Genomic DNA, 23,539 nt, shown 5'->3' on the forward strand with positions numbered 1-23,539 from the left:
TTTTCTGTGACGGGAAAAATGTTGATTGAAAATTCCGAATATCTTATACATAAACAATGGATGAGACGGGCTTTAGAACTGGCAAAAATTGCTGGAGATGCAGGTGAAGTCCCGGTTGGTGCTGTAATTATTGATGCTCATGGCAATTTAATTGCTGAGGGGGAAAACCGAAAAGAACGTGACCAAGATCCCACAGCCCATGCAGAAATAATTGCCCTGAGAGCCGCTAGTCAAAGTTTACACAATTGGCGGTTAAATCAATGCACTCTCTACGTGACTTTAGAACCGTGTCCTATGTGTGCAGGTGCTATTGTGCAAGCTCGTTTAGGAATGCTGGTCTATGGAGTGGACGATACTAAAACTGGCGCAGTTCGTACTGTTACTAACATCCCTGATGGCGCTGCTTCTAATCATCGCCTAAGAGTTATGGGAGGGGTTTTAGAATCAATTTGTCGTGAACAATTACAAACTTGGTTTGTGCAACGTCGTCAGAAAAATCACAGACAGAGATAAAACTGTCCAGTACCTCTAACACAATTTACTCAAGAAAAACTACGGTGTAATTAATCAAGGGTTAGTTATATTTTACGCGACAAACAGCAGCTACCATCATTATGGAAATTTATACTTGCGATCAAACTTGCCAAGAAACACCACGTAGTAAAAGCAGAAATGCTAAAACATCTGATACCAATTCGCGGGTATCTCCTTGGTTAAGTCCATTATTATATTTATTAGGTCGGCATTTTCTGTTACCTTTGTTTTTTCGAGACATTGAAATCACTGGACAAGAAAATATTCCTTTAACTGGCCCTGTGATTTTAGCTCCTACCCATCGTTCCCGTTGGGATTCATTAGTTTTACCCTATGGGACTGGACGCTGTGTGACGGGGCGAGATTTGAGATTTATGGTATCTAGTAATGAGTGTCAGGGACTGCAAGGGTGGTTAGTGAGAAGTATGGGAGGGTTTCCTGTAGATCCTCAAAATCCAGCTATTACTGCTCTGCGTCATGCTGTGGAATTATTGAAACAAGAACAAATATTAGTTATTTATCCTGAAGGTAATATTTATCGGGATGGTAAAGTTCATCGGTTAAAACCAGGAATTGCTCGTTTGTCTTTGAGTGCGGAATTGAATCAGCCAGGATTAGATATCAAAATTCTGCCTGTAAGTATTAACTATAGTCAGCCTTATCCTCAGTGGGGTACAGGGGTAAAAATGTCTATTGGTAAGCCGCTAAATGTCTTGGATTACTGTCAAGGTAAAATCAAGGAAAATGCTCAAAATCTCACATCAGATTTAGAATTAGTCCTACAGCAATTAAGTGAATAATTGGCGTGGGAAGTCGGCAAAATAAATTATTTTCTAGTGACCTATGACTAATGACCAGCTATTGAGTTTTCCTACGTCTTGGGGTGAGTGGTCTATTAGCCATAATTGCCAATTTCCTCTAACTGAAAGACCAAGTAATTGTTTAAGTCCGGGATGGGAAACAATTGTATATGTTGTTTGTAAATTAGTCCGAGAACCTAATGTGCGGTTTTGTAATAATACCCGTTGATTGTTCGGAGCTATTAAATAGATTTCTAAATCTCCTAAAAAATCATGGGTGATATTAACTGTGACTTGAATATCTTTAATACTGCTGGATTCGGTGATGGCGATCGCACTGGTGATACCTTGGAGATAATTATCTGGAATATTTAACTCACGGGTATTCTCTCCCCGGACGTATTCACTAGCAAAGGATGCAGAATTAGCGAGTTTTCGGGCTGCTTGTACGGCTTTGGCTGCATTCACTTTCCCATAACCAAACCATTGAGAATGTCCATTACTGTTATAAGTACCTTCTCGCATCCCCAATTGGGGGTCAGGGTCAGAATCGATAATTTTATCCGCAGTTTCTTCCAGAATCGATTTCACCTGTTGGGCGGTTAAGTTGGGATTGGCTGATAAAACTAAGGCCGCCACACCTGCGACTATGGGGGTAGCGCTAGAAGTACCACCGAAATTATTGGTAAAATCACCAGGATCGAAACCTGCTGCGCCTACTTGATCAATAGTTACAATTGTTCTTCCTGGAAGAGTAGATGCGATCGCCGGTTGGGTATTGAGAAAACCTCTACCCTGAAAGGTTAATCCCGGTGCAGCATTGTTACTCGGCGCACACACAGCAATATTAATTCCCCAGTTACTGTAAGCCGCCTTCTTATTTAAACTAGTGCAAGCCGCCACTGCAATCACATCTGGATGTAGAGGAAATCCACTTAACCAATCCGTATTACCTTGTAACAGATTTTCCGGCCAATTCCGTTCATTTACAGTCCCCCGAATAGGACGATTAGCATTTCCCGCCGCAAACAGCACCACGCAACCCTTACCATTCCTGCCCGTAGTCGCAGCGCGATTAATTACCACCCGTTGACGCAATGATAAGGGAAAATAGACAGCAGAAGCTCCCCAACTGCAAGAAATTATACTGGCTCCCTGATCCATTGCCCAATTAAACATCGCCTCAATGGATTCATCATCTAAAAAACCAGTGCTACGAATTGGCATTAATGCACAACCAGGAGCCACCCCCACAATTCCCGTACCATTTTCTTCGGCGATCGCCAAACCAGCACAAGCCGTCCCATGACTAGTTTCTCTGTCACCAGGAGTCGGTAAAAAACCATCATTCCTTAAATCCCTGGGAGCAACAATTTTCCCCATCCCCTGCAAATCTGGATGCTGCAAATCAAAAGAATCATCCACCACAGCCACCACCACAGACCGCACACCACGAGTGATATCCCAAGCCTGTTCTACAGAAATATGAGAACCAGCTACCAACTGATTACCGCCATTGTGGTGTAGATACCACTGCTGAGGATACATAGGATCATTGGGTCTGTAATGTAACTCACTTTTTACCAGGATATTCGGTTCAGCAACCAACACCGCCGACAAACCCTGCAACTGATTAGTAATTTTCAGAGGATTTGCTGTAGCTGCTTTACCGACTAAAAATACAAAAGTATTAGCCACACCCAACACAGGTTTATGTTTCACCAAGCCAAAACGAGAGGCGATCGCCTCAATCGTGGTAGCATCTATCCCTGAAGCAAACTGTACAGTCACTTGGTCATTTAAATAAACCAACGTTCCCGGATGATCTTGAATCCGGTAAACATGACCAGCAAAAGCCACATTTTCCGCAGCTCGTGCTGCCAACATCGCCGCCTCTAACTGCTGTGGTAAAACCGTAAAAATTTCCAAATCTGCTTGGGGAATACTACCTTGCCAAACCGCCCCACTCACCTGAGATAATTGTTGAGAATTAAAATTCCCTGTGGGACGGACAGTAAAGCGGTCTAAAACCTTATCTAAAACTAATTCTTCCCCACCCCGTTGTAAAACCATTCCCCAACTGCTAGTGGGTACACCACCTGGGGAAAAATTTGAGTAATTAGCGTCATCATTCATAAGCTAGAAAAAGCTGTTAAATAGGTTCTATTTTTAGAATACAGAAGCAATGGGAACTCTATTAAACCGATATTGAGTCTAAATCAGAACAAGCTCAGTATCTAACTTTGTGTTCTCAAAGGCAAAAACAGAGTTAAGATACCCGAAGTTTGCATTGCTTTTTTACATAATTCCAACACTCATTGAACCCATGAAATCTGCCGCCGTTCCTCCTTTTATTCGGCTTACCTCCTTATCATTTATCGCAGTTATCAGCCTGCTATCACCTGTAAACGCTGAGATACAAAAGCTACCCAGTCTTTATAGTCAAGTACAAATAGTTGAACCCAACGATCCCAACACACTCCGTCCTACAGCCCAGAATAATAGTATTTTGAGTATGGAGGGAGGCCAACGGTTGATGCAAGAAGCAGAACAAGCCATTTCTGCCCAAAATTACCCTCTAGCTACTCAAAAACTCCAAGAAGCACGCCAAGTTTATAATCAACTATCTAATTTCTATCAGGAATTAAACTCAAGCTTTACCGGAATAGATAATCGAGTTTCCGATTCCCAGCGCCAAAAAGCCCTAGAAACAGCCCAGAAGCGAGACGAAGCCACCTTTCAGTTAGCCCTGGTACATCGGGCGCAAAATCAGCCGGAATTAGCCGTCCCCTTGTTAATTCAGATTATTAAAAGTCAAAACCCCACACGGGAATTAGGCACGAAAGCCTATCAGCAGTTATTTGAATTGGGTTTTGTAGATGCACCCTTTCCCAGATCAAGCACTAGTTCATCCCCAAATCGCTAAGTTCTGCCCATTTAGAACGGTAAGAGTCACTAGGGACAGTTAGCCTTTGGGTAGAACTGGAAACTCGGACAAGGTGTTTTTGCCCTACAATATTAGATGAGAGTAATGAGAAATTCCCCATCTGCATAACTGGTGGGGTGCTGGTGAATAATAGAAAAGTAAATTTTTTCAGGAATTGCGATGATTAATCCGCAGCAAGTTGAGGCAATGATCAAGGCGGAACTGCCTGATGCTCAAATTCAGGTGCAAGACTTGACTGGTGGCGGCGACCACTACCAAGTAACAGTAGTTTCATCGCAGTTTGCCGATAAGGGACTGGTACAACAACACCAGTTGATTTATGGTGCTTTGCGACAAGCTATGTCAACTGAAGCAATTCATGCCTTGGCACTCAAAACCTATACCCCCGAAGCATGGCAAGCAACAGCAGCTTCTTAACATCAAAACTGACTCTTGACATTTGGCTATTAGCAACAGAGGAAACAAAAAATCCATGACTCCAGAAACCAAAGCAAAAATCGATAATTTAGTACAACAAAACAAAATCATGGTGTTCATGAAGGGCAACAAGTTGATGCCTCAGTGCGGTTTCTCTAACAACGTTGTCCAGATTCTCAATACGTTGGCAGTTCCTTTTGAAACAGTTGACGTGCTTTCAGACCCAGAAATCCGTCAGGGGATTAAGGAATATTCCAACTGGCCGACCATTCCCCAAGTCTATATTGACGGTCAATTTGTGGGCGGTTCTGATATCCTCATTGAACTGTACCAAAAAGGTGAATTACAGCAAGTTGTAGAAGTAGCACTAGCTTCGTAATATCCCCACAGCAGTAACCATTTATTTTGCTGCTGAATTTGTGCTTTATGCTCTCAATAAATATTTATAGTCACTGCCTTTGAAAATTAGGGATATCATCACAGAACTCTATTTTTGAGGGCTTTTTTAAATAAATTGTTGGTAATTGGCTTGTTTGCCGTTCGCTACACCTGGGGAGGATGTCAGTTTTTACAGCTCTACAATAGAATGCCTAAGTGCCAGTTAACAACACAGAGAAAAATCATGCTGTACAAAGATACTATTCGAGAAAAGCAATTTTCAAAACTGGCAGCCCAGCGTGGAGTTTGCGTGTCTATATTTCTCCCGACCACTCCCTTGACCCAGGAAGCCCAAAATGATCGCATCGTGTTAAAAAACTTGACTAAAGATGCGATGGAGCAAGTACAAGCGATCGCCGATAAACGACAAGTACAGGTGATGACCGGCTATCTGGAAGAACTCCAAAAAGATGACAAATTTTGGCAATTCCAAGCTTATGGGTTGGGAATATTAGTTACGCCTGAATCAATTAAAACCTATCGTCTGGCTTATGCTGTAGAAGAGGCGGCAGAGGTGAGCGATCGCTTCTATCTCAAGCCTTTGATGTCCGCTTTGCAACCGATGTCGGCTTACGTACTAGCCATTTCTCAAAAGTCGGTCAAGTTTTATGAATTTACAGCCGCCCAAGAATTAGAATTAGTAGACGTTTCGGATTTGCCAGCCGATTTTAGCGCAGTCACGAAGGTAACATTACAGCGCGATCGCGCCCCATCAGGCAAACTCCAAGGAGATGAAGGGGCAGAAACATTGCAAAGACAGTTCTTACGAGCAGTAGAGATCGCTGTTCGCCCAGTAGTTAGCGGTAGCAATATGCCTCTGATTCTGGCAACGACCCAGGAATTTCAAGCCATGTATAAATCTCTGAATAGCTACGATATGCTAGCCGATCAAGGGGTTGATGGTAGCACGGAAGGCTTGCCAGAAGAAGAAATTAGAGAAGCTATTGCTCCCATTATCAAACAATTGCGTCAAGAACGCATTCAGCAGTGGGTTGACCTGTACTATCAGCGTCAAAACGAATCCCGATCAATCACGGATCTATCCACCATTGCCAAGCTTGCTACTCGTGGTCAAGTTAGTCATCTGCTGGTCGAAGTTGATGCCGTACAGTATGGCACTCTTTCCGATATGGGTGAAATTACACCTAGTGATACCCGCAGTGGCGAAACCTATGATTTGATCAATGAAATTGTGATTCGAGTCATAGACAACGGGGGTGAAGTCTTGGGAGTGCTTACAGAAGCAGAAGCTCCGCAGGAACTCAAGCCGATGGCAGCCATACTACGCTGGGTATAGCCAGCCATTAACAGGCATCTTGCCTGTTACACAAGAAAAATCAATTAAAATCCCCTCATAGGAGTTGGCAAAACCAAAATCGGACAGAGGGGATACTTGTATAAATAAAATATTTCCAAAACTTTACACTGCTAAACCCTTGACCAGGGCAAATGATATGCTACAATCATCAGCGTTGGTCTAATGGTTACTGTGAATAAATTACCAATTAAAAGGAATTAATAGTAATCAAGTTGTACCTCTGTTTGAGTTCTCACGAAATTAGAGGCATCGTACAGGTAGCGCCTGGCTTCTTCCTCTAAACGGTGAATCAGTATAGGTTCAATAGCGTTACTTTGTCGCAGTGCGGCTAGATACCCATCCAAATACATCCGCATATCGTCCGTCCGATAACCGCGATTCCATAGCTCGACGAAGGCATCGGTAACTCTTTGGTAATAGCGGATGGTTTGTGTGTCTTGGAGCATAACTGCTTTATTAGTCTCTGTAGAATGAGAATTGTAAACGATTCACGCCGAAATGTGAAGTGTGTTTTCACGTCCGTCGCTTCAATTCAAGGACAAAATATCTACCGTCGGCTAGATCCTCCCCCAGTTACAACGTAATCCCATCCTATTCTAGAAAATTTGGAATATGATACTTTGATCAGCTATTTTTATAATTCTTTTTGTCAAATGCCGATATATTTTTAACGGATAATTTGAGAAATTCCGAGAAAATGTCATCTGACTGGACAAAAAGCAAAAATATAGCTTTGGTAAATTTCACCCTGTTTACTTATATTTTGTCAGGTTAGGTACGTCCCCCTGCGGGAGGATGTTTAACCAACAAGAGGTTCTCATTAGTCTAACAAAAATTTAAGAATAAATTAAGTAATATGAGTAAATCACCTTTGACAAGGCATCAGCAAAGGATTTTCTGACTTTGATGATGATAGAATGTCCAATGAATTGGAATGGAAGTAACAATGACTACAAAACCTTGAGCATGACCTTGTTACTTTGAAATTCATCGACGCTAAGGGGTCTTGCCGCTGTGGGTTCGGTTTGTATTGAAATCGTTGAGGGAAATCCCCATTTAAGGTCGTTGCTAGGATGGCACTTACAACAGTTAGAATACCGTGTCCATCAAGCCGCCAGTATTTATCAAGCAAGGGAAGTGTTTTTGAGTCAACAACCAACACTGGTGATTCTGGATGCCGATTTGCCTGATGGTGATGGGATTGAGTTTTGCCGTTGGTTGCATGGTCAGCAACAGCCGTTAGTCTTGATGCTATCAGCACGTAGTAATGAGGCTGATATTGTCGCTGGTTTAAAGGCCGGGGCTGATGACTATCTCAGTAAACCTTTTGGAATGCAGGAGTTTTTGGCAAGAGTAGAGGTGCTAATTCGCCGCCGACGGACTCCCACTGCACCAGCTTATCTGGATTATGGCAGTTTGCAAATTGATTTGGTACAGCGCCGTGTCCGTTTTCAAGGGGAGTTTATTGATTTAACACCTCAAGAGTTTAGTTTACTCTATGTTTTAGCACAGGCTGGAGGAGCAGCCCTGAGTCGGTCAGAATTACTGCGTCGCGCTTGGCCTGATGCTATTGACAATCCGCGCACCATTGATACTCATGTTTTGTCTCTACGAAAAAAGGTAGAACTCGATCCTCGCCAACCTAGTTTGATTCAAACTATCCGGAATGTGGGATATCGATTTAACATGGAAAGTTTGAAGCCTAATGTTACTCAGCTACCAACTAAGTTAACTAAAGAAAGATTCACTCAACCCAGGTCTACGGTTAGCAGCCAAACTTCCTAATTAAATCCATTCTGCGGCTGCTTGGGTTTCTGCTTGTATTAAGCGTTCTTTTAAGTTAATCCAGTTGATTTCTGGGGCTGTTTCATCTGTGAATAACTGACCTTGCTGTAAATATAATAATCTGTTGCAGAACATCTGAGCTAAGTCAAGTTGGTTATTAATCATCAAAATTGTGGTTTGATGAGTTTGAGTCATCTGAGTTAAGATGTGCATAAGATTGGCGGCTGTGCCAGTATCCAAGGCTGATGTTGGCTCATCTAATAGTAAAACTTTGGGTTGGATAACTAATGCACGGGTGATGGCTACTAGTTGTTTCTGTCCTGTAGATAGCTGTAGTTCGGTTCTACTTAACCATTCACTAGGAATGTGCAGTTTTTCTATCCAATAATCTATTCTTTGTTGAATTGTCTGTGGGGGTAAGCCTCGTAAAATTAGCGGATATGCTAAGGCCTGCTGGACGGTTTTTCCTAACAGTTTTGATTCTTGTAATGCGAGGGTGATTACTTGGCGTAGCTGTAGGGTAGGAATTTGGCTATATTCCTGATTTTCTAGGTAAATTTTGCCTCTGGTAGGTTCACTTAGACGGTTGATGAGGCGTAGTAAGGAAGTTTTACCAGCACCAGATGGGCCGACAATGGCTACGCGATCGCCTGGAAATACTTCAAAGGATATATCCTGTAATATTGGGTATTCCTGAAGTTGTGGTTTCAGCTTGGCTGATAAGTTAATTTGTTCTAGCCTGATTTGGGCTGTTGTGGTTTGATTGTTCAATTTTTATGGAGAAACGAACCGCAAAGGACGCAAAGTACACAAAGGAAGAAGAAAGAAATGGTATGTTTGCTTAATTTAGGTCTGAGACATTCCTAATGCTGTGGTGATTGTCCAGGCATCTACTAATAATAATAATAGGGTGAATCCTAATAGGATGAAGTACATCCAGGGTTGGGCTAAGGTGCGAACGTCTGTGGTGTCGATGCCGGTTTTGGTTTCTACTATTTTTACTAGTCGAGAAAATCCGGCTACACGCATGGGTAATAGGTAGGCTTTGCCATCCTGACTGAGAAAATAATAAACTAATCCCCCTTGACCTGTGGAACGGGGTTTTAATTCTTTGATATCTAACCAGGGTAATGTCCAACCTTTACGAAAGAATTTAGGAACCCAGATGGGATAAGTTACTTGGATTCTTTGGTCGTCTACTATGACTCTTTCTGTCAACACCGCATATAAACCCACAAAGCCGATGCTGATTCCTATCCATAATAATTGTGGCTGGATGGGTGAGGCTGTGACTTGGGATAGAAAAGGTAGGGGGACTGTGAGTGCTATATATAAGCTCAGTAGTGTCACCCGAATTAAGGGAGATAGATGGAAGACTGAGGTTATGTTGGGGGTTGATGTTGCTGTCACGGCTAAATTACGGGGTGAATTTTTTAGTTAAGCAAAGCTGGAGTCGATGTTGGGGGGAATGTCTTGGATACGTCCAGGCCCAATGGCGTTGAGTGCTTCTCTGAGTGCAATATCCCCTGTGTATAAGGCGCGACCAACGATTACGCCTGTGACTCCTTGGGTTTCTAAGCCTAAGAGACTCAATAGGTCGGTGACGGAACTGACTCCGCCAGAGGCTATGATGGGAATGGATATTGTCGCTGCTAGTTCTCTGAGGGCTTCGAGGTTGGGGCCGATGAGTGTGCCATCACGATGGATATCTGTGTAGATGATGGCTGCTGCGCCAAGTTCTTGCATTTGTACGGCTAGTTGAGTGGCTAAGATTTCGGAGGTTTCTAACCAACCACGAGTGGCTACTAGTCCGTTACGGGCATCTATACCTATGATAATCTTTCCCGGAAATTCTTCACAGAGTGTTTGTACTAGTTGCGGTTGTTCTACGGCTATTGTACCGAGAATTGCCCACTGTACGCCTAAGTTAAATACTTGTTGAATGCTGGTGCGATCGCGTAATCCCCCACCAATTTCTATGGGTACTGTCACTGCTTCGGCGATCGCAGCAATTGCTTTTAAATTTACTACTTTCCCGGCTTTCGCACCATCTAAATCTACTAAATGTAATCTGGTAGCACCTTGGTCTACCCACTGTTTAGCTATGTCTACTGGGTTTTCGCTAAAAACTTGCGATCGCTCATAGTCTCCTTGATACAATCTGACACAGCGTCCTTCTAATAAGTCAATTGCTGGGATTACTTCCATTTTTTATTTATTCCCTTTACGACAAAAACTAAAAAAAGTCAACTCAAATAATTAAACATCTAAATTTATCCGCGTTTAATTTTTCATTTTTAACTCCCTAATAGCTTGGGCGAAACCCACCACCAGCAGAATGTTAGCAAAGGTTAAAAACATTTCTGCGCCCCCGTGTAACCAATCTACATCAGCCAAGGAAACGCCATAATTCAATTCGGCGTAAATGGCGGCGGGGATGGTAATGGCAACAAATACCAGAGTCCCATAAAATCCATAGAGGGCGATCCTGGGCATTTGGGGACTGCGGCTAATAAACCACAAGAAACCCAAGTAGGGAAATAAGGAAACTGCAAATAGGGTTTCTTTGGATATCATGACTTTGATTCGATAGGTTCAGGTTTAATCGTCTCAGTTGTGGTGTCTTCTGCTTTAGTGGAACGCCAAATGAATACCGCAGCTGCCCAAAGTGTAAAATTACCAATTAAGGTCATAGCAGCTTGCAGTGTTACCAACCATTCTAAAGATGCTGGATTATCGAAATAATGCCAGGTACAGGCACACATAGCACTAACTAAAGCTGGTAACATGGCCAAAGATAATCCCCACCATGTACGATTGCCAGTGAGTTCGCCATAAGTCCAAATTAACCAAATGGCAACAATCCACTCAATAACGCTAGAAACGTGAATAATCCAGGTGGGAATAGAAAGGGCGTGCATAAGTAATTTAAAATTCCAAATCCAAAATGGCAAAGATACGAGCGTTATTGTCTGGGTATTACGGTAAGGGTAATGGTGGTGATGAAGCTTTATTGGCAACGCTTTTGCAAATGCTACCATCTCATGTCACCCCTGTGGTGCTTTCTGGTAATCCAGAGGAAACGCGCGATCGCTATCATGTAGAAGCTCACGATCGCATGGCTATTTTACCTGTATTACGGGCTTTGCGTTCTTGCGATGTTTTCATCTGGGGCGGTGGGAGTTTAATTCAAGATGTCACCAGCACTATAAGTCCATTTTATTATGGCGGGTTGATGGTATTGGCTGAGAAAATGGGTTTAAAAACTGTAGCTTGGGCGCAAGGTATCGGCCCCTTAGTGCGTCCCCAAACTCGCTGGTTGGCACAGCACTCCTTCGGATATTGTAGCAAAGTTAGTGTGCGCGATCGCGTGAGTGCTGCTTTATTAGCGGATTGGCAAATTCCTTGTGTGCTTGCGCCTGACCCAGTGTGGGCTTTAAAAAGTCAGCCAGTACCAGAACTTGCAGATTTACCAACCCCCAGAGTAGCAGTGAATTTGAGAAATCATCCCCAACTGACAGAACATCGGTTAGCTAATTTCACCCGTGCTTTAGTAGACTTTCAGAAAGCGACCCAAGCCTTTATTTTGCTATTGCCATTTCAAAAAAGTGAAGATTTAGCGATCGCCCAAGCTATTCAACCCCAATTACCGGATGTCAGTAAAATCCTGATGCTAGAAGACCCGCAACTCTTAAAAGGTGTCTATCAGGGTGTAGAAATGGCAATTGGAATGCGTCTGCACAGTTTAATTATGGCTGCGGCTGAAGGTTGTCGTTGTTTTGCCCTCAGTTATGACCCCAAAGTTAATCGTTTAATGGAAGATTTACAAATGCCAGGATGGGATTTAGCGAGTTTACCAGATGACTCCAATCTCATTAGCAAGACTTGGCTGGAACACTATGTTAATGGAAACCCCCTATCATCTGACCAAATTCAGTCTTTAGTAAATCGCGCCTTCTTGCACAAAGATATTTTAAATAATTTGGCTCTTAGTAAAGACTAGGACGTGTTCTTCTCCCGCACACCTCCCACACTTCCCACACCTCCCACACCTCCCACACTCCCCATACACTCCCTTGGTGTCCCCGTTCACGATATTCTAGATTTAGTATTTGCGCTAGTTTGAGAGAAGGAAAAATGATTTTAGTATTTCAGTTCGCTTTGATATCTCTAGTTCTCACATCTTTTGTTTTGGTAGTAGGGGTTCCTGTTGCCTATGCTACCCCACAAAATTGGGTGGAATCGAAAAAACTGCTCTGGCTTGGTTCTGGAGTGTGGATTGCTTTGGTGCTATTAGTCGGTGTATTAAACTTTTTTGTAGTTTAAGCGATCGCATTCTGCGAAAATAGCATAATTACGGAGCAGGAGAGCCAGAACAGGGTTTTTTGATTTTCTTGTTCTATTCACTTAAATGTACTCTTCTGCTCTTCAGCATCTAAATTAAGAAATGTATATTGGTCAGAAAAGTATAGTTGATTAAGAGGCAGTCATGGCAGTTTTTGAGGGGACTTTTGCTCAAACGGAACCTTTGCACTTAGCAGTGGTTATCGGTCGGTTTAATGACCTAGTTACGGGGAAACTGCTAGAGGGTTGTCAAGATTGCTTGAAACGCCACGGCGTAGATCCAGACCCCCACGGGAGTCAGGTAGACTATGTTTGGGTTCCTGGATGTTTTGAAGTGCCTTTGGTAGCCCGCCAACTAGCCCTTTCCCGTCGTTATGATGCAGTAATTTGTCTGGGTGCGGTGATTAAAGGACAAACGCCCCATTTTGATTATGTATCGGCTGAAGTTTCTAAAGGCATTGCTGCCGCTAGCTTTCAAACTGGTGTGCCGGTGATTTTTGGCATTTTGACAGTGGATACCATGCAGCAAGCCTTAGAACGGGCAGGGATTAAAGGTAATCATGGTTGGGATTATGCCATGAACGCCCTAGAAATGGCTAGCCTGATGCGACAGTTACGCTCTAACCTCAGCGAGTCATATACTCGCAACGCCCAAGCTTTGCCAGCATCTTTTGCAGATACAAAAGTAGGTAATTTCTCCTCGGAGCCAGAAGAACTAGGGTGAGGCTACTGCTATGTGCTGAGTTATTGACTCAGCACTTTAAATTAGGGGTTGACAAATGAAAATATATCTGAGAAGATAGATACATCATGGAAATCGCGGGTATAGCTCAGTGGTAGAGCGTCACCTTGCCAAGGTGAATGTCGCGCGTTCGAATCGCGTTACCCGCTTTCAAAAAGTTTAAAGTCCAAGTTAAAACGAACTCTAAGAGTTAACAGCTTGACTATAATTTTTTAGGGTGTAGCCAATTTGAGCTAAATGGGTGTATTACACTGGATTTAATCTGGTGATTAAATATAATCAGGCAAAGCATAATTTAGCATCTCCTGGGTATTAAAGTGAGTAATTGAACCTCAATATTTTGAGGAACGGTATTCTCGCAGAAGATTAAAAAACACGCTCAAGTTAATAGAAACGCTTGTGCCATCTCAAAAACACGAAAAAATCGATTTGAATACGGAATATCCGTGTCCCTGCCGTCGCAAAGGACAGCTAATTCCGATTACACTAACAGAAGCTTTTGGTTGCGATCGCTGTCAACAAATCTTTGTAGTAGAAGATAATGGTCATGTCCTAGAACAGCTTTCCACCACTTATCCCTACAAGCGAACTTGGCACTGGATGGGAAATAATTGGCGCATTGTCCCAACTCGGTTGGGAGAAAGCTATTTACCTGTAGCGCTAGGCGTGATTTTCGTGCTAGTGATTATATGGTTGCCATTAGCACTGAGATTGGCAAATGGTTCCAGCATTATTGCTTGGGCAATAGTGGCGGTGCTGTTGGCTACTCTACCAGCACTGATGGTCTGGCTTACTTACAGACGTTAATTCAATGACTGTTGAAGTTTTAGACGATTCCCCCGAACCAATTACCAGCGCACAACGCGCTTATCAAGCTTCCCTGAAGTTGGGTTTTACCAAAGGTGTAGACCGGAGTCGCGCTGTCTTAGCAATGGCAAAGGCGCTGGAAAATGCCTTTGACGACATTTTAGAAGCTAACACTTTGGATTTAGAAGCCAGCAAAGAAATGGCTGTACCAGAGTTAATTTTAGATTGGTTAAAGCTGACTCCGACTCGGTTAGAAGCAGCAGTAGAAGTGCTGCAAAGGTTGGGGGAAATTTCCGATCCTTTACGGCGAGTCAGAAACGCTGACTATCAATTGGAAGACTCCCAGAGTTACACTCAGTTAATGCCATTGGGAGTAATTGCCTTTGTCTATGAAGCCTTTCCAGATTTAGGCGCGATCGCAGCTGGTTTATGTATTAAAACTGGTAATAGTATTATCCTTAAGGGTAGTACAGAAGCGAGTCATTCCAACGAGGCGATCGCCAACGTTTTGCAAAATGTCATTGAGGAAGTAGGTTTACCCTCTGGGTGCGTGGAACTGATTACCGCAGAACATGGTGCTTCCATTCGAGATTTAGTCACCCAAGACAAATATGTAAATTTAGTATTACCCTACGGACGTTCTAGCTTAGTCCAGCAAGTGATGCGACAATCAACCTGTCCGGTATTAAAATCAGCAATGGGCAACTGTTACCTTTACTGGTCAGCGAATAGCAGCTTAGACATGGTACGCTGGATGATTACCGATAGCCATGAGAGCGAACCAGACCAAGTAAACGCCATTGAAAAAGTCTTAGTTCATCGCCAAGCCTTGCCATCATCCTTAGCAGCTCTGTGGAACAGTTTGACAGAAAAAGGCTTTGAAATCAAAGGAGATGAGGAACTAGTAGAAGCCTTTCCGCACTTGCAGCTAGTAAAATCAGGTGAATGGGGAAACTCTTATTTAACCAAGACAGTAGCCTTTAAACTGGTAGATAGTTTAGAAGATGCGATCGCTTGGATTAATCAACATAGTAGCGGTCATGCTGACTGCATAGTTACAGAATCCTATCAAGAAAGTCGCCAGTTTGCGTTAGGAGTTAACAGCGCCTCTACCTACATCAACACTTCCCCCAAGTTTTCTCGCAACCCTTCACGGGGAGACTCAGTATTTCTCGGTATGTCTAACCAAAAAGGACACCGCCGGGGATTTATTAGTTTAGAAACTTTAACCACAGCAAAACACATAGTTCAAGGGAATGGACGGTTTTAGTAGGGAGAAATATTAAATTAACATGGCAAAATTAGTAATTACCCCTGAAAATCTGACTTGTTCTGCTATTCAGGAACTAATTAGAGAACTTGACAATTATTTAGCAGAGATTTATCCTCCTGAGAGTAATCACGGTCTTGATATTTCTGCTCTACTTCATAAATCCGTAATTATTTTTCTTGCCAGATTAGACAATCAGCCAGTTGGCTGTGGGGCTTTGAAGTTTTTTCCACAGAGTTACGTTGAAGTGAAGCGAATGTATACTAAACCAGCCTTTCGTGGAAAGGGAATTGGCAAAAAAATTCTTAATCAGATAGAAGTAACCGCAAAAAACGCAAACATTTACACAGTGCGTATAGAAACAGGTATCTATCAACCAGAAGCCATTGGACTTTATGAAAATGTGGGATTTTTTAAAGTACCTCCATTTGGAGATTATAAAGCAGATCCGTTGAGTGTTTTCTTAGAAAAACACCTTGTTTAGTTTAAGAAAAATTCCTAGTGAATTTAATCATTCAAATACAGGTGGCCATAATTCAGAAACAGCAACTTCCCAACCAGGAAATAACTCATTAACAGTTAACTTATCCTCACCTGTTAAAACTGCAACATCACCATTAGGACGATATACACTCACAGATAATTCATCAGGATTAATTAATATTCCTACCCTTGCACCTAACTCTAAAAATAACTTAACTTTATCTTCTAACTTAGAAACTCTATCGGTTTTTGATTTTATTTCTACAACCAAATCAGGTACTAATTGACCGAAATCTCTCACCGTGCGTTTTAATCTAGCCGCAGCCACAAAAGAAACATCAGGCGCGCGTAAATCGGTATTTGGCATAATAAACCCACCACTTGAGTCAAATATCCGCCCAAGTTTACGAGGTTTTATCCAATTACCTAATAACCTGATAAACTCAGCGCCAATTTCACTAGACTCAATATCCGATGGACCCATAACTAGAATATTTCCCTCTTGCAGTTCTATTTGGTAGTCCTGTTCATCTTCTTGTAGCTTTTGTTGTAGTCTGTCTACATCTTCAATAGTGAAAGTCATAGAACTTTTCAGATATAGTTCACCCCCATATTAACCCAAATAGTCCTGATTTTCCTCTGCGCCTCTGGGCGAAAAAAAAGCCCGCACAGGCGGACTTCATATATATTGCAGTAACGTATATTCACTTATTTCTGATTATCAGAAGTGTAATAAACCTGACCGCCACTATCGGGGACAAACTTACAGCTAATAGCAGAACGCCATAAAGACTTCCAAACTGGCTCTTTAGACTCGTGGAAATATTCACCCATAATTGGTTTAATCGCCTCAGTCGCCTTTAACAAATTGTAGTGAGGCATATTGAGGAAAATATGGTGAGCAACATGAGTACCGATATCATGATGAATGTGATTGATAAAACCGTAGTCCCGATCAACACTAGAAATTGCACCTTTGAGAAAAGTCCAATCTTCTCCACGATACCAAGGAATACCCGGCTCTGTATGATGTAAAAATGTCACCAAATCTAACCAAATCACAAACACAATGTAGGGCATAGCGTAGTATTTCAATAACCACATCCAACCCCATTGAAAGGTGAAGAAACCCAGTAAAGCTACCATCCCAATCCAAAGCGCAGTGCTAGTCAAGATATCCCATTTTTCTGAAGACTTAAAAAGTGGGCTACTGGGTGAAAAGTGAGAACCTTCTTTTCCAGGAGAACGCTTGAATAAATACACTGGATAAGCCAAAAGAAAAACATAATATCTGCCTATCTTTTGGGCTAATGGCATTTCCTTATACTGCGATTCTGACACAGGATACCAGCTTTCATCATTATCAATGTTGCCAGTATTTTTGTGGTGAGTTCTGTGGCTAATTCGCCAACCATGATAAGGAACTAATATCGGTGTGTGTGATAAATGTCCAATCAAATCATTCAGCCATTTATGCTTAGAAAAAGATTGGTGTCCACAGTCATGTCCGACGACAAACAAAGCCCAAAACATTGTTCCTTGCATCACCCAGAATACAGGCCAAAAATACCAAGAATCTAAGTAATTAGCCACTGCATACAGCAGTCCAATAATCAGGATGTCACGAAAGAAATAAAATAGGGATTTTGTCACATTTGGCTGAAAGCATTCAGCAGGTATTGCAGCTTTCAAATCCTGAAGAGTAAAGGGAAGTTTAGTGATTTCTTCGGAGGGTTCACAGTCATCAGGATTGTTGAAAGCGATGGTGTTGGATTGCACTTGATTATTTTGGGGGATATAAATCGGATTGTTTTCACATATGTCTAGTATCAGCCTTGACTAATACTCAAGCAGATAATCTCTGGTAATTCACCCCAGAATTGCGGTAGATAAAGAATTACCAGAATCTAGTTAATTTACAGGATAATAAAGTATTTTTGCAACCAAAATCATGCAATTTGGCTACTATTTATTTTCCTGCATAATATTCATCAAAAGTCTCATAACCAATATCGGTTTTGTAAAGTTGACATTGGTTGGTAATTTGCTTCATTAAAGACCAAGAAAACTGACATTCATCATGTAGATAAGGTTGCCAATTTTCCTTGATGCTGCTGTAAGCTAGCCGCAAATTATAAGAGGGAATAGCTGTAGAAATATGATGAGGGACATGAACATTGATATCGTGGCAGAAAATTTCCACCCACCGAGGATAATCACAATGAATAGTCCCAAATAGCTGTGCTAAGGCTTCGTTCCACTTGTTGGCTGTGTCGAAAGGAACATCTGCCGCAGTGTGGTGAACGATGGTGAAGGTACTCATCCAAAAATGGTAAACCATCCAGGGTAAGAGCCAAAACTTGACAAATCCCCAAATACCTGTAGTGGCAATTAAAAGCGGAAATGCGATCGCCGCAAATACTACTACTACAGCCACGGAAAGTTTCACACTTGATTGGTCTTTGGTTTTAAATTTCCGCCAATCAAAATGCACTACTGCCCAATGTCCAATGGAACCTACCCACCACAGACGCTTACGCATGAAGCCTTCAAAAGCTGACTGTCTAAAGGGGGTCCAATTCGCAAACACGTGGGTTCTAATGGGATGCCAAGCATTATCTTCATCCAATTTGTTGGTATGAGCATGGTGATGATTATGCTTAATTCGCCAACTGTGAAAGGGGTAAATTAAAGGAGCCATAAATATATGTCCCACTAAATCATTCACCCAACGACGTTTGGCAAAGGATCTATGACCGCAATCATGGCCAATTACAAAAAAACCTGTTAAAGCAGTACCTGTAAAAATCCAGGCTAGGGGTAAGAGAAACCAAGGGCTAATTGCTAGAAAAAAGTAGCCTAAACCGACCATTAAGACACTAAGAAGCGCTTGACTCCAAGCCTTACGGCGATTTTTCTGGAAACATTCCTTTGGCAAGGTTTTGATAATATCTTTGAGTTTCAGGCTGGAATCACCAAGGTCTTCACCTAATTTTTGGCTGTTGATTGTTGATGTAGTCATGAAAACCTGCAAAACAATACGCTTTACACCCAAGCCACCAATCAGGCAGCCGGTCGCAAAGTTTCTTAACATTAGCGTCTCGGATTATAGCAATCTAAGCTACACAAGCGCACTATTAAATAGTGATTAGAAATAATTTTCCGAGATGGGGAATGGTTATTAGTTGCTGGTAGAAATTACTTTTGCGCCAATAGTGAATAAATTCTGTAATTTATCCACTATTAGACAATAACCGGGAAATTACTGCTTTCTCTCTGCCAATTTGACATTGGTAGCTAGACCGAATAGTTGCAGCAGTTGAATTGTCATCCAAGTTAAATCGATTTCCCACCATTCCAGTCCGTGACGAGCTGAGTATTGGAAAGCATGGTGGTTATTGTGCCAGCCTTCGCCGAATACTAACACGGCGACCCACCAGCAGTTTGTGGAGCGATCGCCTGCATCATGAGTGCGATAGCCAAATTTATGCGTAGCGCTGTTCACCAGCCAGGTGCAATGGTAAACCCAAACAATGCGAACAAAGATTCCCCAAACCACAAAAGACCAGCCACCCAGATACATGAGTAATAAACCCAATGCCACCTGAATCAAAATGAAATATTTTTGGAAAAACTGATAAACTGAGTCTTCGGCAATGTCTTTGGTAAAACGGGGAACATCAGCGTGAGAGGGAGAGTGATAAATTAACCAACCCATGTGACTCCACCAGAAACCTTTATTGGAATCATGGGGATCTGGGTCAGTATCAGAATGTAAATGATGAATCCGATGTGTTCCGATCCACTCAATGGGACCACCTTGACAGGCCAAACTCCCGCATAAAACAAAGAAATATTCTAGCCATTTAGGAGTTTGAAAACTGCGGTGAGTTACCAGACGGTGAAATCCGAGAGTAATACCCAGTCCGCCTGTGATCCAGTAAAGCAATAAAGCTACACCAACGGCATTCCAGCTAAAGTTACTGGGAAGCAAAGCAAATAAAGCGCCGATGTGCAGGGCTACGAAAAACAGGGTATTTACCCAGTTAATTTGAAGTTTAGTTGAAGTAGCAATTGTCATGCAATAACCCGAATTGAAATTTTCTAGTTTAATCTGCGTGATTGAAAAATCCGCATATCTAATAATTAATTTTTTGTGAAAAAAGGACTAATGAACAGTTTAGAACAGCTGCGAGCAGCAGAACAGGCACTGGTAGAGATTTTTTCTGGAATTGACGCTCAGGTCAAGTATAATCTCAAAAAAGTTTTAGATGGGTTTCGTAATCACCGTGTAGGCGCACATCATTTTGCTGGTGTGAGTGGTTATGGTCACGATGATCTAGGACGAGAAACTTTAGATAAAGTTTTTGCGGAAGTTATGGGTGCTGAAGCTGCTGCTGTGCGAGTGCAGTTTGTTTCGGGAACTCATGCGATCGCCTGCGGCTTATTTGGTGTTCTCCGTCCTGGAGATGAAATGTTAGCAGTAGTTGGTTCTCCCTACGATACACTTGAAGAAGTAATTGGTTTACGGGGAAAAGGTCAAGGCTCCCTTATTGAGTTTGGCATAAATTACCGCCAATTGGAGTTAACCCCCCAAGGAACTATAGATTGGGACACTTTAAGTCATAGCGTCGCGGAAAATACCCGTTTAGTATTAATCCAACGCTCTTGTGGTTACTCCTGGCGACCAAGTTTATCAATAGCCGATATAGAAAAAATCGTTCATTTAGTTAAACAACAAAACCCCAACACCGTCTGCTTTGTAGATAACTGTTATGGCGAATTTATTGAAACTAAAGAACCTACAGATGTGGGTGTGGATTTAATAGCGGGGTCATTAATTAAAAATCCTGGGGGGACAATTGTCACAGCTGGCGGTTATGTTGCTGGTCGCGCTGATTTAGTAGAAGCAGCAGCTTGTCGTTTAACTGCGCCTGGGATTGGGAGTTATGGTGGTGCGACATTTGACCAAAATCGGTTACTATTCCAAGGCTTATTTTTAGCTCCTCAAATGGTAGGGGAGGCGATGAAAGGCACTCATTTAACTGGTTATGTATTCGATAAATTGGGTTATCCCGTAAATCCCGCACCCCTTGCACCTCGTGGTGATGTGATTCAGGCGATTAAATTGGGTTCTGCTGCTAAGTTAATTGCTTTCTGTAAGGCGATTCAGCAGCATTCACCTGTGGGTTCCTATCTGGAACCTATTCCCGATGAGATACCGGGGTATGAGAGCCAAGTAGTGATGGCTGGGGGGACGTTTATTGAGGGGAGTACCTTGGAGTTTTCGGCGGATGGACCTTTAAGAGAGCCTTATGTGGTTTATTGTCAGGGGGGGACTCATTGGACTCATGTGGCGATCGCATTAGAAGCGGCGATGGATGCTGTGGGGATGAGATAAGAAGGTTTCGCGCAAAGGCGCAAAGACGCAAAGGAATTAAGGGTTTCTTTGCGTCTTAAGGTGATGTATTTTTATAGTCCGTTAACAAGTCTTGTTATGCCATCTTTAATCAGTTCTTCACCGAAGTTGATGAGCAAACCAAGGCGCTTGTTGGCAAGGCGAAGGTATGTGATCAGTTGTTTTTTATGTACTGGATGAACGGCTTCCAAGGATTTGATTTCAATAATTACCTTGTCTTCAACAATGAGGTCAGAACGAAAGCCTTCCTGTAAGCGTATACCCTCATAAACTACAGGAATTGGTTGCTGTCGAACTACCCATAATCCCCGACTTTCCAATTCATAAGTTAGAACTGCCTCATACACAGATTCTAAGAGTCCTGGACCTAACTTTGTATGAATTTTATACGCAGCATCAACAACCTCCTTAGCAATTTCATTCTCAGTCATTATTCTCTGCGCCTTTGCGCCTAACGCACTTCGTGCTTCGCTTCGCTGATGCGCGAAACACTACTCCGGTAACTTATACCCCCCCACAATCCTCTTAGCAAACTCCGGCACATGAGCTTGCAACTTCTCAGGATAATTCCGCTTCACATACAAATAATTCCGTGTAAAGTGCGAATCAATCGAAAACCGCGCATACTCCAAACCCTTCGGCCCAATCTTTTCAATCACCACACCCATTAATTTCGCCGCCCACATCGGCAGAGTCACCCCCTTATCGTAAGCAGGAATACTCTGTTGCACCGCTTCCTTCCTGTTTCCCTGAGACATCACCGGCTGAGTGTCTAACTGGTCTTGCACTAAGTCCAACATTTCCTTCCCGGTATCATTTCTCACCACAATCCATTGCCAGCCGAAGGGTGCGCCCATGTAACCCACAACCAAATCTGCTAGAGAATTAACATAATCAAAGCAAGTCATACAGGAAGGCGCAAACACATCTTTGAGTTTATTTGTCTTCAAACCAAAGAAAGGCACTGTTTCTGTAGAACCATCTTCGTGTTTAAAGTGAACTCGGAAATCTTGCATAAATTCATAATGCACCACTGTGTCAGGTGAACGGCTGGTAGTTTCTAAGAATTTTTGCAGTCCGGCGCGGGTAACGTTATCTACACAAGGTGTACCCAAGACATATAATTTTTCTAAACCCAGTTGTTTTTCTACGGCTCTCAGGGCTTGAATCTGGCAACCTACACCAATTACTAATAATCTTTTCATCCCTGATTTTTCTATTTCTTCTAAAACAGAAAGGTTGGGAGATAATGTTGGTTTATTTACTTTCGCTGCCAGTATTTCTTCTGGGGTACGGGCGATAACTGGCATGGGTTGAAAGCGGTCTTCTTTGGTATTTTGGACACAGACAACACCCTCAACTAAGCCGCGATTCAGCATTTCAATGGCAATACTACTGACAATACCTGTCCATTGTGCGCCTTCGATGGGCTGCTGTTTGCGGGCGGCGATCATGTCTTGATGAACACCAAAGTAGAGTTCATTTTCATTATCTAGGTCGCGCGATCGCTTGTGGGTTTCTTCTTCAAGTCCGTCTATCTGCTGATTAATAAAAGCACAGGCTTCCTTGACATAGTGAATATAATATGTATCGCACAGCCCACACTCGCTACAGAGTTCTTTAGCCGGACGGCGACTAGTTGGTTTGAGGGCTTTGGCTTTTTTGTGAGGAGATACTGAAGTCATATAAATTTTTTGTTTTATCCAAGAATCGCTTTTATTACGATACATCTACTAGCTAGAAACTTGAAGAGTGGTTCGTGTATCAGCGTACCCTCCGCGTTAGTGGAGAATAACGGAGGCTATAAGCTGTTGTGCGTTAGACGCAAAGAAGAACCAGGATTCACCACAACAAGTGTCGTTGCACTCCCAGCAGCAGGAATTGTCCTGGGAGTTGGACTTGGAGGATTAGGGGTGAAGAAAGTATTTTTCGACGGCGAAAAATATTCCTAAGCTACTGCAAAAATTCGTGTGGTTTTACGGAGAGATTCTGATTTTTTAGCTATCAATTAACTGCATTTAATATTTTTTCCTCTGGTCTGTAGTTAAGTTTTCGACAGAAAAACAAATAATGTTTACGAAATTACGCCAATTATTTATTTTTTAGGAAAAAATACTCAATTTATAGCTATTCAATTAATGATGATTTCTAGATCATTATTAAGATTTTCTGATTGTCTAAATTATGACTTAAGATTGCTCTAGTAATTTTCTGTAATTTTGGATAGAACCTGCA

28 protein-coding genes and 1 tRNA gene are annotated in these 23,539 nt (G+C 42.3%); 16 read left to right on the top strand and 13 right to left on the bottom strand.

Annotation, left to right across the window (positions count from 1 at the left end):
* Positions 1-18: 18 nt before the first annotated feature.
* Both tadA and ACM0OP_RS03965 read left to right on the top strand, forming a co-directional pair.
* Positions 19-513 (top strand): tRNA adenosine(34) deaminase TadA, encoded by a 495-nt coding sequence (tadA, locus tag ACM0OP_RS03960; RefSeq protein ID WP_414527090.1) that lies wholly within the window; start codon positions 19-21, stop codon positions 511-513.
* Between the two features lie 101 nt (positions 514-614).
* Complete coding sequence (locus ACM0OP_RS03965) at positions 615-1,334, top strand: lysophospholipid acyltransferase family protein (protein ID WP_414527091.1); 720 nt, start codon at positions 615-617, stop codon at positions 1,332-1,334.
* Positions 1,335-1,367: 33 nt separating this feature from the next.
* Here ACM0OP_RS03965 and ACM0OP_RS03970 read toward each other — a convergent pair whose 3' ends face one another.
* Entirely contained in the window at positions 1,368-3,470 is a 2,103-nt protein-coding gene (locus tag ACM0OP_RS03970) for a S8 family serine peptidase (protein WP_414527092.1), read from the bottom strand.
* A 190-nt stretch (positions 3,471-3,660) separates the two neighbouring features.
* Between ACM0OP_RS03970 and ACM0OP_RS03975 the strand changes: the two genes are divergently transcribed.
* The 4 genes from ACM0OP_RS03975 to ACM0OP_RS03990 all read left to right on the top strand — a co-directional run bounded on the left by ACM0OP_RS03975 (position 3,661) and on the right by ACM0OP_RS03990 (position 6,433).
* Complete coding sequence (locus ACM0OP_RS03975) at positions 3,661-4,260, top strand: hypothetical protein (RefSeq protein WP_414527093.1); 600 nt, start codon at positions 3,661-3,663, stop codon at positions 4,258-4,260.
* Positions 4,261-4,440: 180 nt separating this feature from the next.
* On the top strand, positions 4,441-4,698 hold the full coding sequence (locus ACM0OP_RS03980; RefSeq protein WP_414527094.1) for a BolA family protein: 258 nt from the start codon (positions 4,441-4,443) through the stop codon (positions 4,696-4,698).
* Between the two features lie 55 nt (positions 4,699-4,753).
* Positions 4,754-5,077: a Grx4 family monothiol glutaredoxin gene (gene grxD, locus ACM0OP_RS03985; RefSeq protein ID WP_414527095.1), complete on the top strand. Its 324-nt coding sequence runs from the start codon at positions 4,754-4,756 to the stop codon at positions 5,075-5,077.
* Positions 5,078-5,320: 243 nt separating this feature from the next.
* Complete coding sequence (locus ACM0OP_RS03990; protein WP_414527096.1) at positions 5,321-6,433, top strand: baeRF11 domain-containing protein; 1,113 nt, start codon at positions 5,321-5,323, stop codon at positions 6,431-6,433.
* Positions 6,434-6,651: 218 nt separating this feature from the next.
* On the opposite strand, the gene ACM0OP_RS03995 is transcribed toward ACM0OP_RS03990, so the two are convergent.
* A complete protein-coding gene (locus ACM0OP_RS03995; protein ID WP_414527097.1) occupies positions 6,652-6,900 on the bottom strand; it encodes a DUF6761 family protein in 249 nt (82 codons plus the stop codon).
* A 568-nt stretch (positions 6,901-7,468) separates the two neighbouring features.
* Here ACM0OP_RS03995 and ACM0OP_RS04000 point away from each other — a divergent pair.
* Positions 7,469-8,239: a response regulator transcription factor gene (locus tag ACM0OP_RS04000; RefSeq protein WP_414527098.1), complete on the top strand. Its 771-nt coding sequence runs from the start codon at positions 7,469-7,471 to the stop codon at positions 8,237-8,239.
* Here ACM0OP_RS04000 and ACM0OP_RS04005 read toward each other — a convergent pair whose 3' ends face one another.
* From ACM0OP_RS04005 to ACM0OP_RS04025, 5 genes are all read right to left on the bottom strand, one after another.
* Positions 8,240-9,010 (bottom strand): ABC transporter ATP-binding protein, encoded by a 771-nt coding sequence (locus ACM0OP_RS04005; protein WP_414527099.1) that lies wholly within the window; start codon positions 9,008-9,010, stop codon positions 8,240-8,242.
* A 75-nt stretch (positions 9,011-9,085) separates the two neighbouring features.
* Positions 9,086-9,649, bottom strand: a complete 564-nt coding sequence (locus tag ACM0OP_RS04010) for a hypothetical protein (protein ID WP_414527100.1) — start codon at positions 9,647-9,649, stop codon at positions 9,086-9,088.
* A 27-nt stretch (positions 9,650-9,676) separates the two neighbouring features.
* Positions 9,677-10,447 (bottom strand): 1-(5-phosphoribosyl)-5-[(5-phosphoribosylamino)methylideneamino]imidazole-4-carboxamide isomerase, encoded by a 771-nt coding sequence (gene hisA, locus ACM0OP_RS04015; RefSeq protein ID WP_323194950.1) that lies wholly within the window; start codon positions 10,445-10,447, stop codon positions 9,677-9,679.
* 75 nt (positions 10,448-10,522) lie between these two features.
* Positions 10,523-10,816, bottom strand: a complete 294-nt coding sequence (locus ACM0OP_RS04020) for a DUF3593 domain-containing protein (RefSeq protein WP_414527101.1) — start codon at positions 10,814-10,816, stop codon at positions 10,523-10,525.
* Positions 10,813-11,160, bottom strand: coding sequence for a DUF2499 domain-containing protein (locus tag ACM0OP_RS04025; protein WP_414527102.1), 348 nt, complete (start codon positions 11,158-11,160; stop codon positions 10,813-10,815). Before ACM0OP_RS04025 ends, ACM0OP_RS04020 begins: the two co-directional genes overlap by 4 nt.
* A 26-nt stretch (positions 11,161-11,186) precedes the next feature.
* Between ACM0OP_RS04025 and csaB the strand changes: the two genes are divergently transcribed.
* From csaB to ACM0OP_RS04060, 7 genes are all read left to right on the top strand, one after another.
* Positions 11,187-12,242 (top strand): polysaccharide pyruvyl transferase CsaB, encoded by a 1,056-nt coding sequence (gene csaB / locus ACM0OP_RS04030; RefSeq protein ID WP_414527103.1) that lies wholly within the window; start codon positions 11,187-11,189, stop codon positions 12,240-12,242.
* Between the two features lie 134 nt (positions 12,243-12,376).
* Entirely contained in the window at positions 12,377-12,565 is a 189-nt protein-coding gene (gene psbZ, locus ACM0OP_RS04035; RefSeq protein ID WP_414527104.1) for a photosystem II reaction center protein PsbZ, read from the top strand.
* A gap of 163 nt (positions 12,566-12,728) precedes the next feature.
* Positions 12,729-13,307: a 6,7-dimethyl-8-ribityllumazine synthase gene (gene ribH / locus ACM0OP_RS04040; protein ID WP_414527105.1), complete on the top strand. Its 579-nt coding sequence runs from the start codon at positions 12,729-12,731 to the stop codon at positions 13,305-13,307.
* 95 nt (positions 13,308-13,402) lie between these two features.
* A tRNA-Gly gene (locus ACM0OP_RS04045) sits at positions 13,403-13,474 on the top strand.
* A 250-nt stretch (positions 13,475-13,724) separates the two neighbouring features.
* Positions 13,725-14,132 carry a hypothetical protein gene (locus tag ACM0OP_RS04050; RefSeq protein WP_414527106.1) on the top strand — a complete coding sequence of 136 codons (408 nt, stop codon included), beginning with the start codon at positions 13,725-13,727 and terminating at the stop codon, positions 14,130-14,132.
* A gap of 4 nt (positions 14,133-14,136) precedes the next feature.
* A complete protein-coding gene (locus ACM0OP_RS04055) occupies positions 14,137-15,402 on the top strand; it encodes a glutamate-5-semialdehyde dehydrogenase (protein ID WP_414527107.1) in 1,266 nt (421 codons plus the stop codon).
* A 22-nt stretch (positions 15,403-15,424) separates the two neighbouring features.
* Complete coding sequence (locus ACM0OP_RS04060) at positions 15,425-15,886, top strand: GNAT family N-acetyltransferase (RefSeq protein WP_414527108.1); 462 nt, start codon at positions 15,425-15,427, stop codon at positions 15,884-15,886.
* 27 nt (positions 15,887-15,913) lie between these two features.
* Here the strand turns inward: ACM0OP_RS04060 and ACM0OP_RS04065 are convergent, their stop codons facing one another.
* From ACM0OP_RS04065 to ACM0OP_RS04080, 4 genes are all read right to left on the bottom strand, one after another.
* On the bottom strand, positions 15,914-16,468 hold the full coding sequence (locus ACM0OP_RS04065; protein WP_414527109.1) for a Uma2 family endonuclease: 555 nt from the start codon (positions 16,466-16,468) through the stop codon (positions 15,914-15,916).
* Positions 16,469-16,593: 125 nt separating this feature from the next.
* Positions 16,594-17,664: a fatty acid desaturase gene (locus ACM0OP_RS04070; RefSeq protein ID WP_414527110.1), complete on the bottom strand. Its 1,071-nt coding sequence runs from the start codon at positions 17,662-17,664 to the stop codon at positions 16,594-16,596.
* Positions 17,665-17,854: 190 nt separating this feature from the next.
* Positions 17,855-18,907 (bottom strand): fatty acid desaturase, encoded by a 1,053-nt coding sequence (locus tag ACM0OP_RS04075; RefSeq protein ID WP_414527111.1) that lies wholly within the window; start codon positions 18,905-18,907, stop codon positions 17,855-17,857.
* Positions 18,908-19,147: 240 nt separating this feature from the next.
* A complete protein-coding gene (locus ACM0OP_RS04080) occupies positions 19,148-19,966 on the bottom strand; it encodes an acyl-CoA desaturase (RefSeq protein WP_414527112.1) in 819 nt (272 codons plus the stop codon).
* A gap of 90 nt (positions 19,967-20,056) precedes the next feature.
* On the opposite strand from ACM0OP_RS04080, the gene ACM0OP_RS04085 reads away from it, so the two are divergent.
* Complete coding sequence (locus ACM0OP_RS04085; RefSeq protein ID WP_414527113.1) at positions 20,057-21,286, top strand: methionine gamma-lyase family protein; 1,230 nt, start codon at positions 20,057-20,059, stop codon at positions 21,284-21,286.
* A gap of 71 nt (positions 21,287-21,357) precedes the next feature.
* Here the strand turns inward: ACM0OP_RS04085 and ACM0OP_RS04090 are convergent, their stop codons facing one another.
* Positions 21,358-21,735 carry a GxxExxY protein gene (locus tag ACM0OP_RS04090; protein ID WP_089090642.1) on the bottom strand — a complete coding sequence of 126 codons (378 nt, stop codon included), beginning with the start codon at positions 21,733-21,735 and terminating at the stop codon, positions 21,358-21,360.
* A 60-nt stretch (positions 21,736-21,795) separates the two neighbouring features.
* Entirely contained in the window at positions 21,796-22,989 is a 1,194-nt protein-coding gene (locus ACM0OP_RS04095) for a Coenzyme F420 hydrogenase/dehydrogenase, beta subunit C-terminal domain (protein ID WP_414527114.1), read from the bottom strand.
* A 99-nt stretch (positions 22,990-23,088) separates the two neighbouring features.
* Between ACM0OP_RS04095 and ACM0OP_RS04100 the strand changes: the two genes are divergently transcribed.
* Positions 23,089-23,256, top strand: coding sequence for a hypothetical protein (locus ACM0OP_RS04100; RefSeq protein WP_414527115.1), 168 nt, complete (start codon positions 23,089-23,091; stop codon positions 23,254-23,256).
* Positions 23,257-23,539 lie beyond the last annotated feature (283 nt).

Origin of the sequence: Nodularia chucula CCY0103 (assembly GCF_963923915.1) — a bacterium.
GTDB lineage: Bacteria > Cyanobacteriota > Cyanobacteriia > Cyanobacteriales > Nostocaceae > Nodularia > Nodularia chucula.

Excerpts from the sequence above, each read along its gene's own strand:
- ACM0OP_RS03970 (WP_414527092.1), bottom strand. The coding sequence starts at position 3,470 with ATGAATGATGACGCTAATTACTCAAATTTTTCCCCAGGTGGTGTACCC.
- ACM0OP_RS04055 (WP_414527107.1), top strand. The coding sequence starts at position 14,137 with ATGACTGTTGAAGTTTTAGACGATTCCCCCGAACCAATTACCAGCGCA.
- ACM0OP_RS04075 (WP_414527111.1), bottom strand. The coding sequence starts at position 18,907 with ATGACTACATCAACAATCAACAGCCAAAAATTAGGTGAAGACCTTGGT.
- ACM0OP_RS03995 (WP_414527097.1), bottom strand. The coding sequence starts at position 6,900 with ATGCTCCAAGACACACAAACCATCCGCTATTACCAAAGAGTTACCGAT.
- csaB (WP_414527103.1), top strand. The coding sequence starts at position 11,187 with ATGGCAAAGATACGAGCGTTATTGTCTGGGTATTACGGTAAGGGTAAT.
- ACM0OP_RS04090 (WP_089090642.1), bottom strand. The coding sequence starts at position 21,735 with ATGACTGAGAATGAAATTGCTAAGGAGGTTGTTGATGCTGCGTATAAA.
- ACM0OP_RS04095 (WP_414527114.1), bottom strand. The coding sequence starts at position 22,989 with ATGACTTCAGTATCTCCTCACAAAAAAGCCAAAGCCCTCAAACCAACT.
- grxD (WP_414527095.1), top strand. The coding sequence starts at position 4,754 with ATGACTCCAGAAACCAAAGCAAAAATCGATAATTTAGTACAACAAAAC.
- psbZ (WP_414527104.1), top strand. The coding sequence starts at position 12,377 with ATGATTTTAGTATTTCAGTTCGCTTTGATATCTCTAGTTCTCACATCT.
- ACM0OP_RS04085 (WP_414527113.1), top strand. The coding sequence starts at position 20,057 with ATGAACAGTTTAGAACAGCTGCGAGCAGCAGAACAGGCACTGGTAGAG.
- ribH (WP_414527105.1), top strand. The coding sequence starts at position 12,729 with ATGGCAGTTTTTGAGGGGACTTTTGCTCAAACGGAACCTTTGCACTTA.
- ACM0OP_RS03975 (WP_414527093.1), top strand. The coding sequence starts at position 3,661 with ATGAAATCTGCCGCCGTTCCTCCTTTTATTCGGCTTACCTCCTTATCA.
- ACM0OP_RS03980 (WP_414527094.1), top strand. The coding sequence starts at position 4,441 with ATGATTAATCCGCAGCAAGTTGAGGCAATGATCAAGGCGGAACTGCCT.
- ACM0OP_RS04080 (WP_414527112.1), bottom strand. The coding sequence starts at position 19,966 with ATGACAATTGCTACTTCAACTAAACTTCAAATTAACTGGGTAAATACC.
- ACM0OP_RS03990 (WP_414527096.1), top strand. The coding sequence starts at position 5,321 with ATGCTGTACAAAGATACTATTCGAGAAAAGCAATTTTCAAAACTGGCA.
- ACM0OP_RS04060 (WP_414527108.1), top strand. The coding sequence starts at position 15,425 with ATGGCAAAATTAGTAATTACCCCTGAAAATCTGACTTGTTCTGCTATT.
- ACM0OP_RS04065 (WP_414527109.1), bottom strand. The coding sequence starts at position 16,468 with ATGACTTTCACTATTGAAGATGTAGACAGACTACAACAAAAGCTACAA.
- tadA (WP_414527090.1), top strand. The coding sequence starts at position 19 with ATGTTGATTGAAAATTCCGAATATCTTATACATAAACAATGGATGAGA.
- ACM0OP_RS03965 (WP_414527091.1), top strand. The coding sequence starts at position 615 with ATGGAAATTTATACTTGCGATCAAACTTGCCAAGAAACACCACGTAGT.
- ACM0OP_RS04025 (WP_414527102.1), bottom strand. The coding sequence starts at position 11,160 with ATGCACGCCCTTTCTATTCCCACCTGGATTATTCACGTTTCTAGCGTT.
- ACM0OP_RS04020 (WP_414527101.1), bottom strand. The coding sequence starts at position 10,816 with ATGATATCCAAAGAAACCCTATTTGCAGTTTCCTTATTTCCCTACTTG.
- hisA (WP_323194950.1), bottom strand. The coding sequence starts at position 10,447 with ATGGAAGTAATCCCAGCAATTGACTTATTAGAAGGACGCTGTGTCAGA.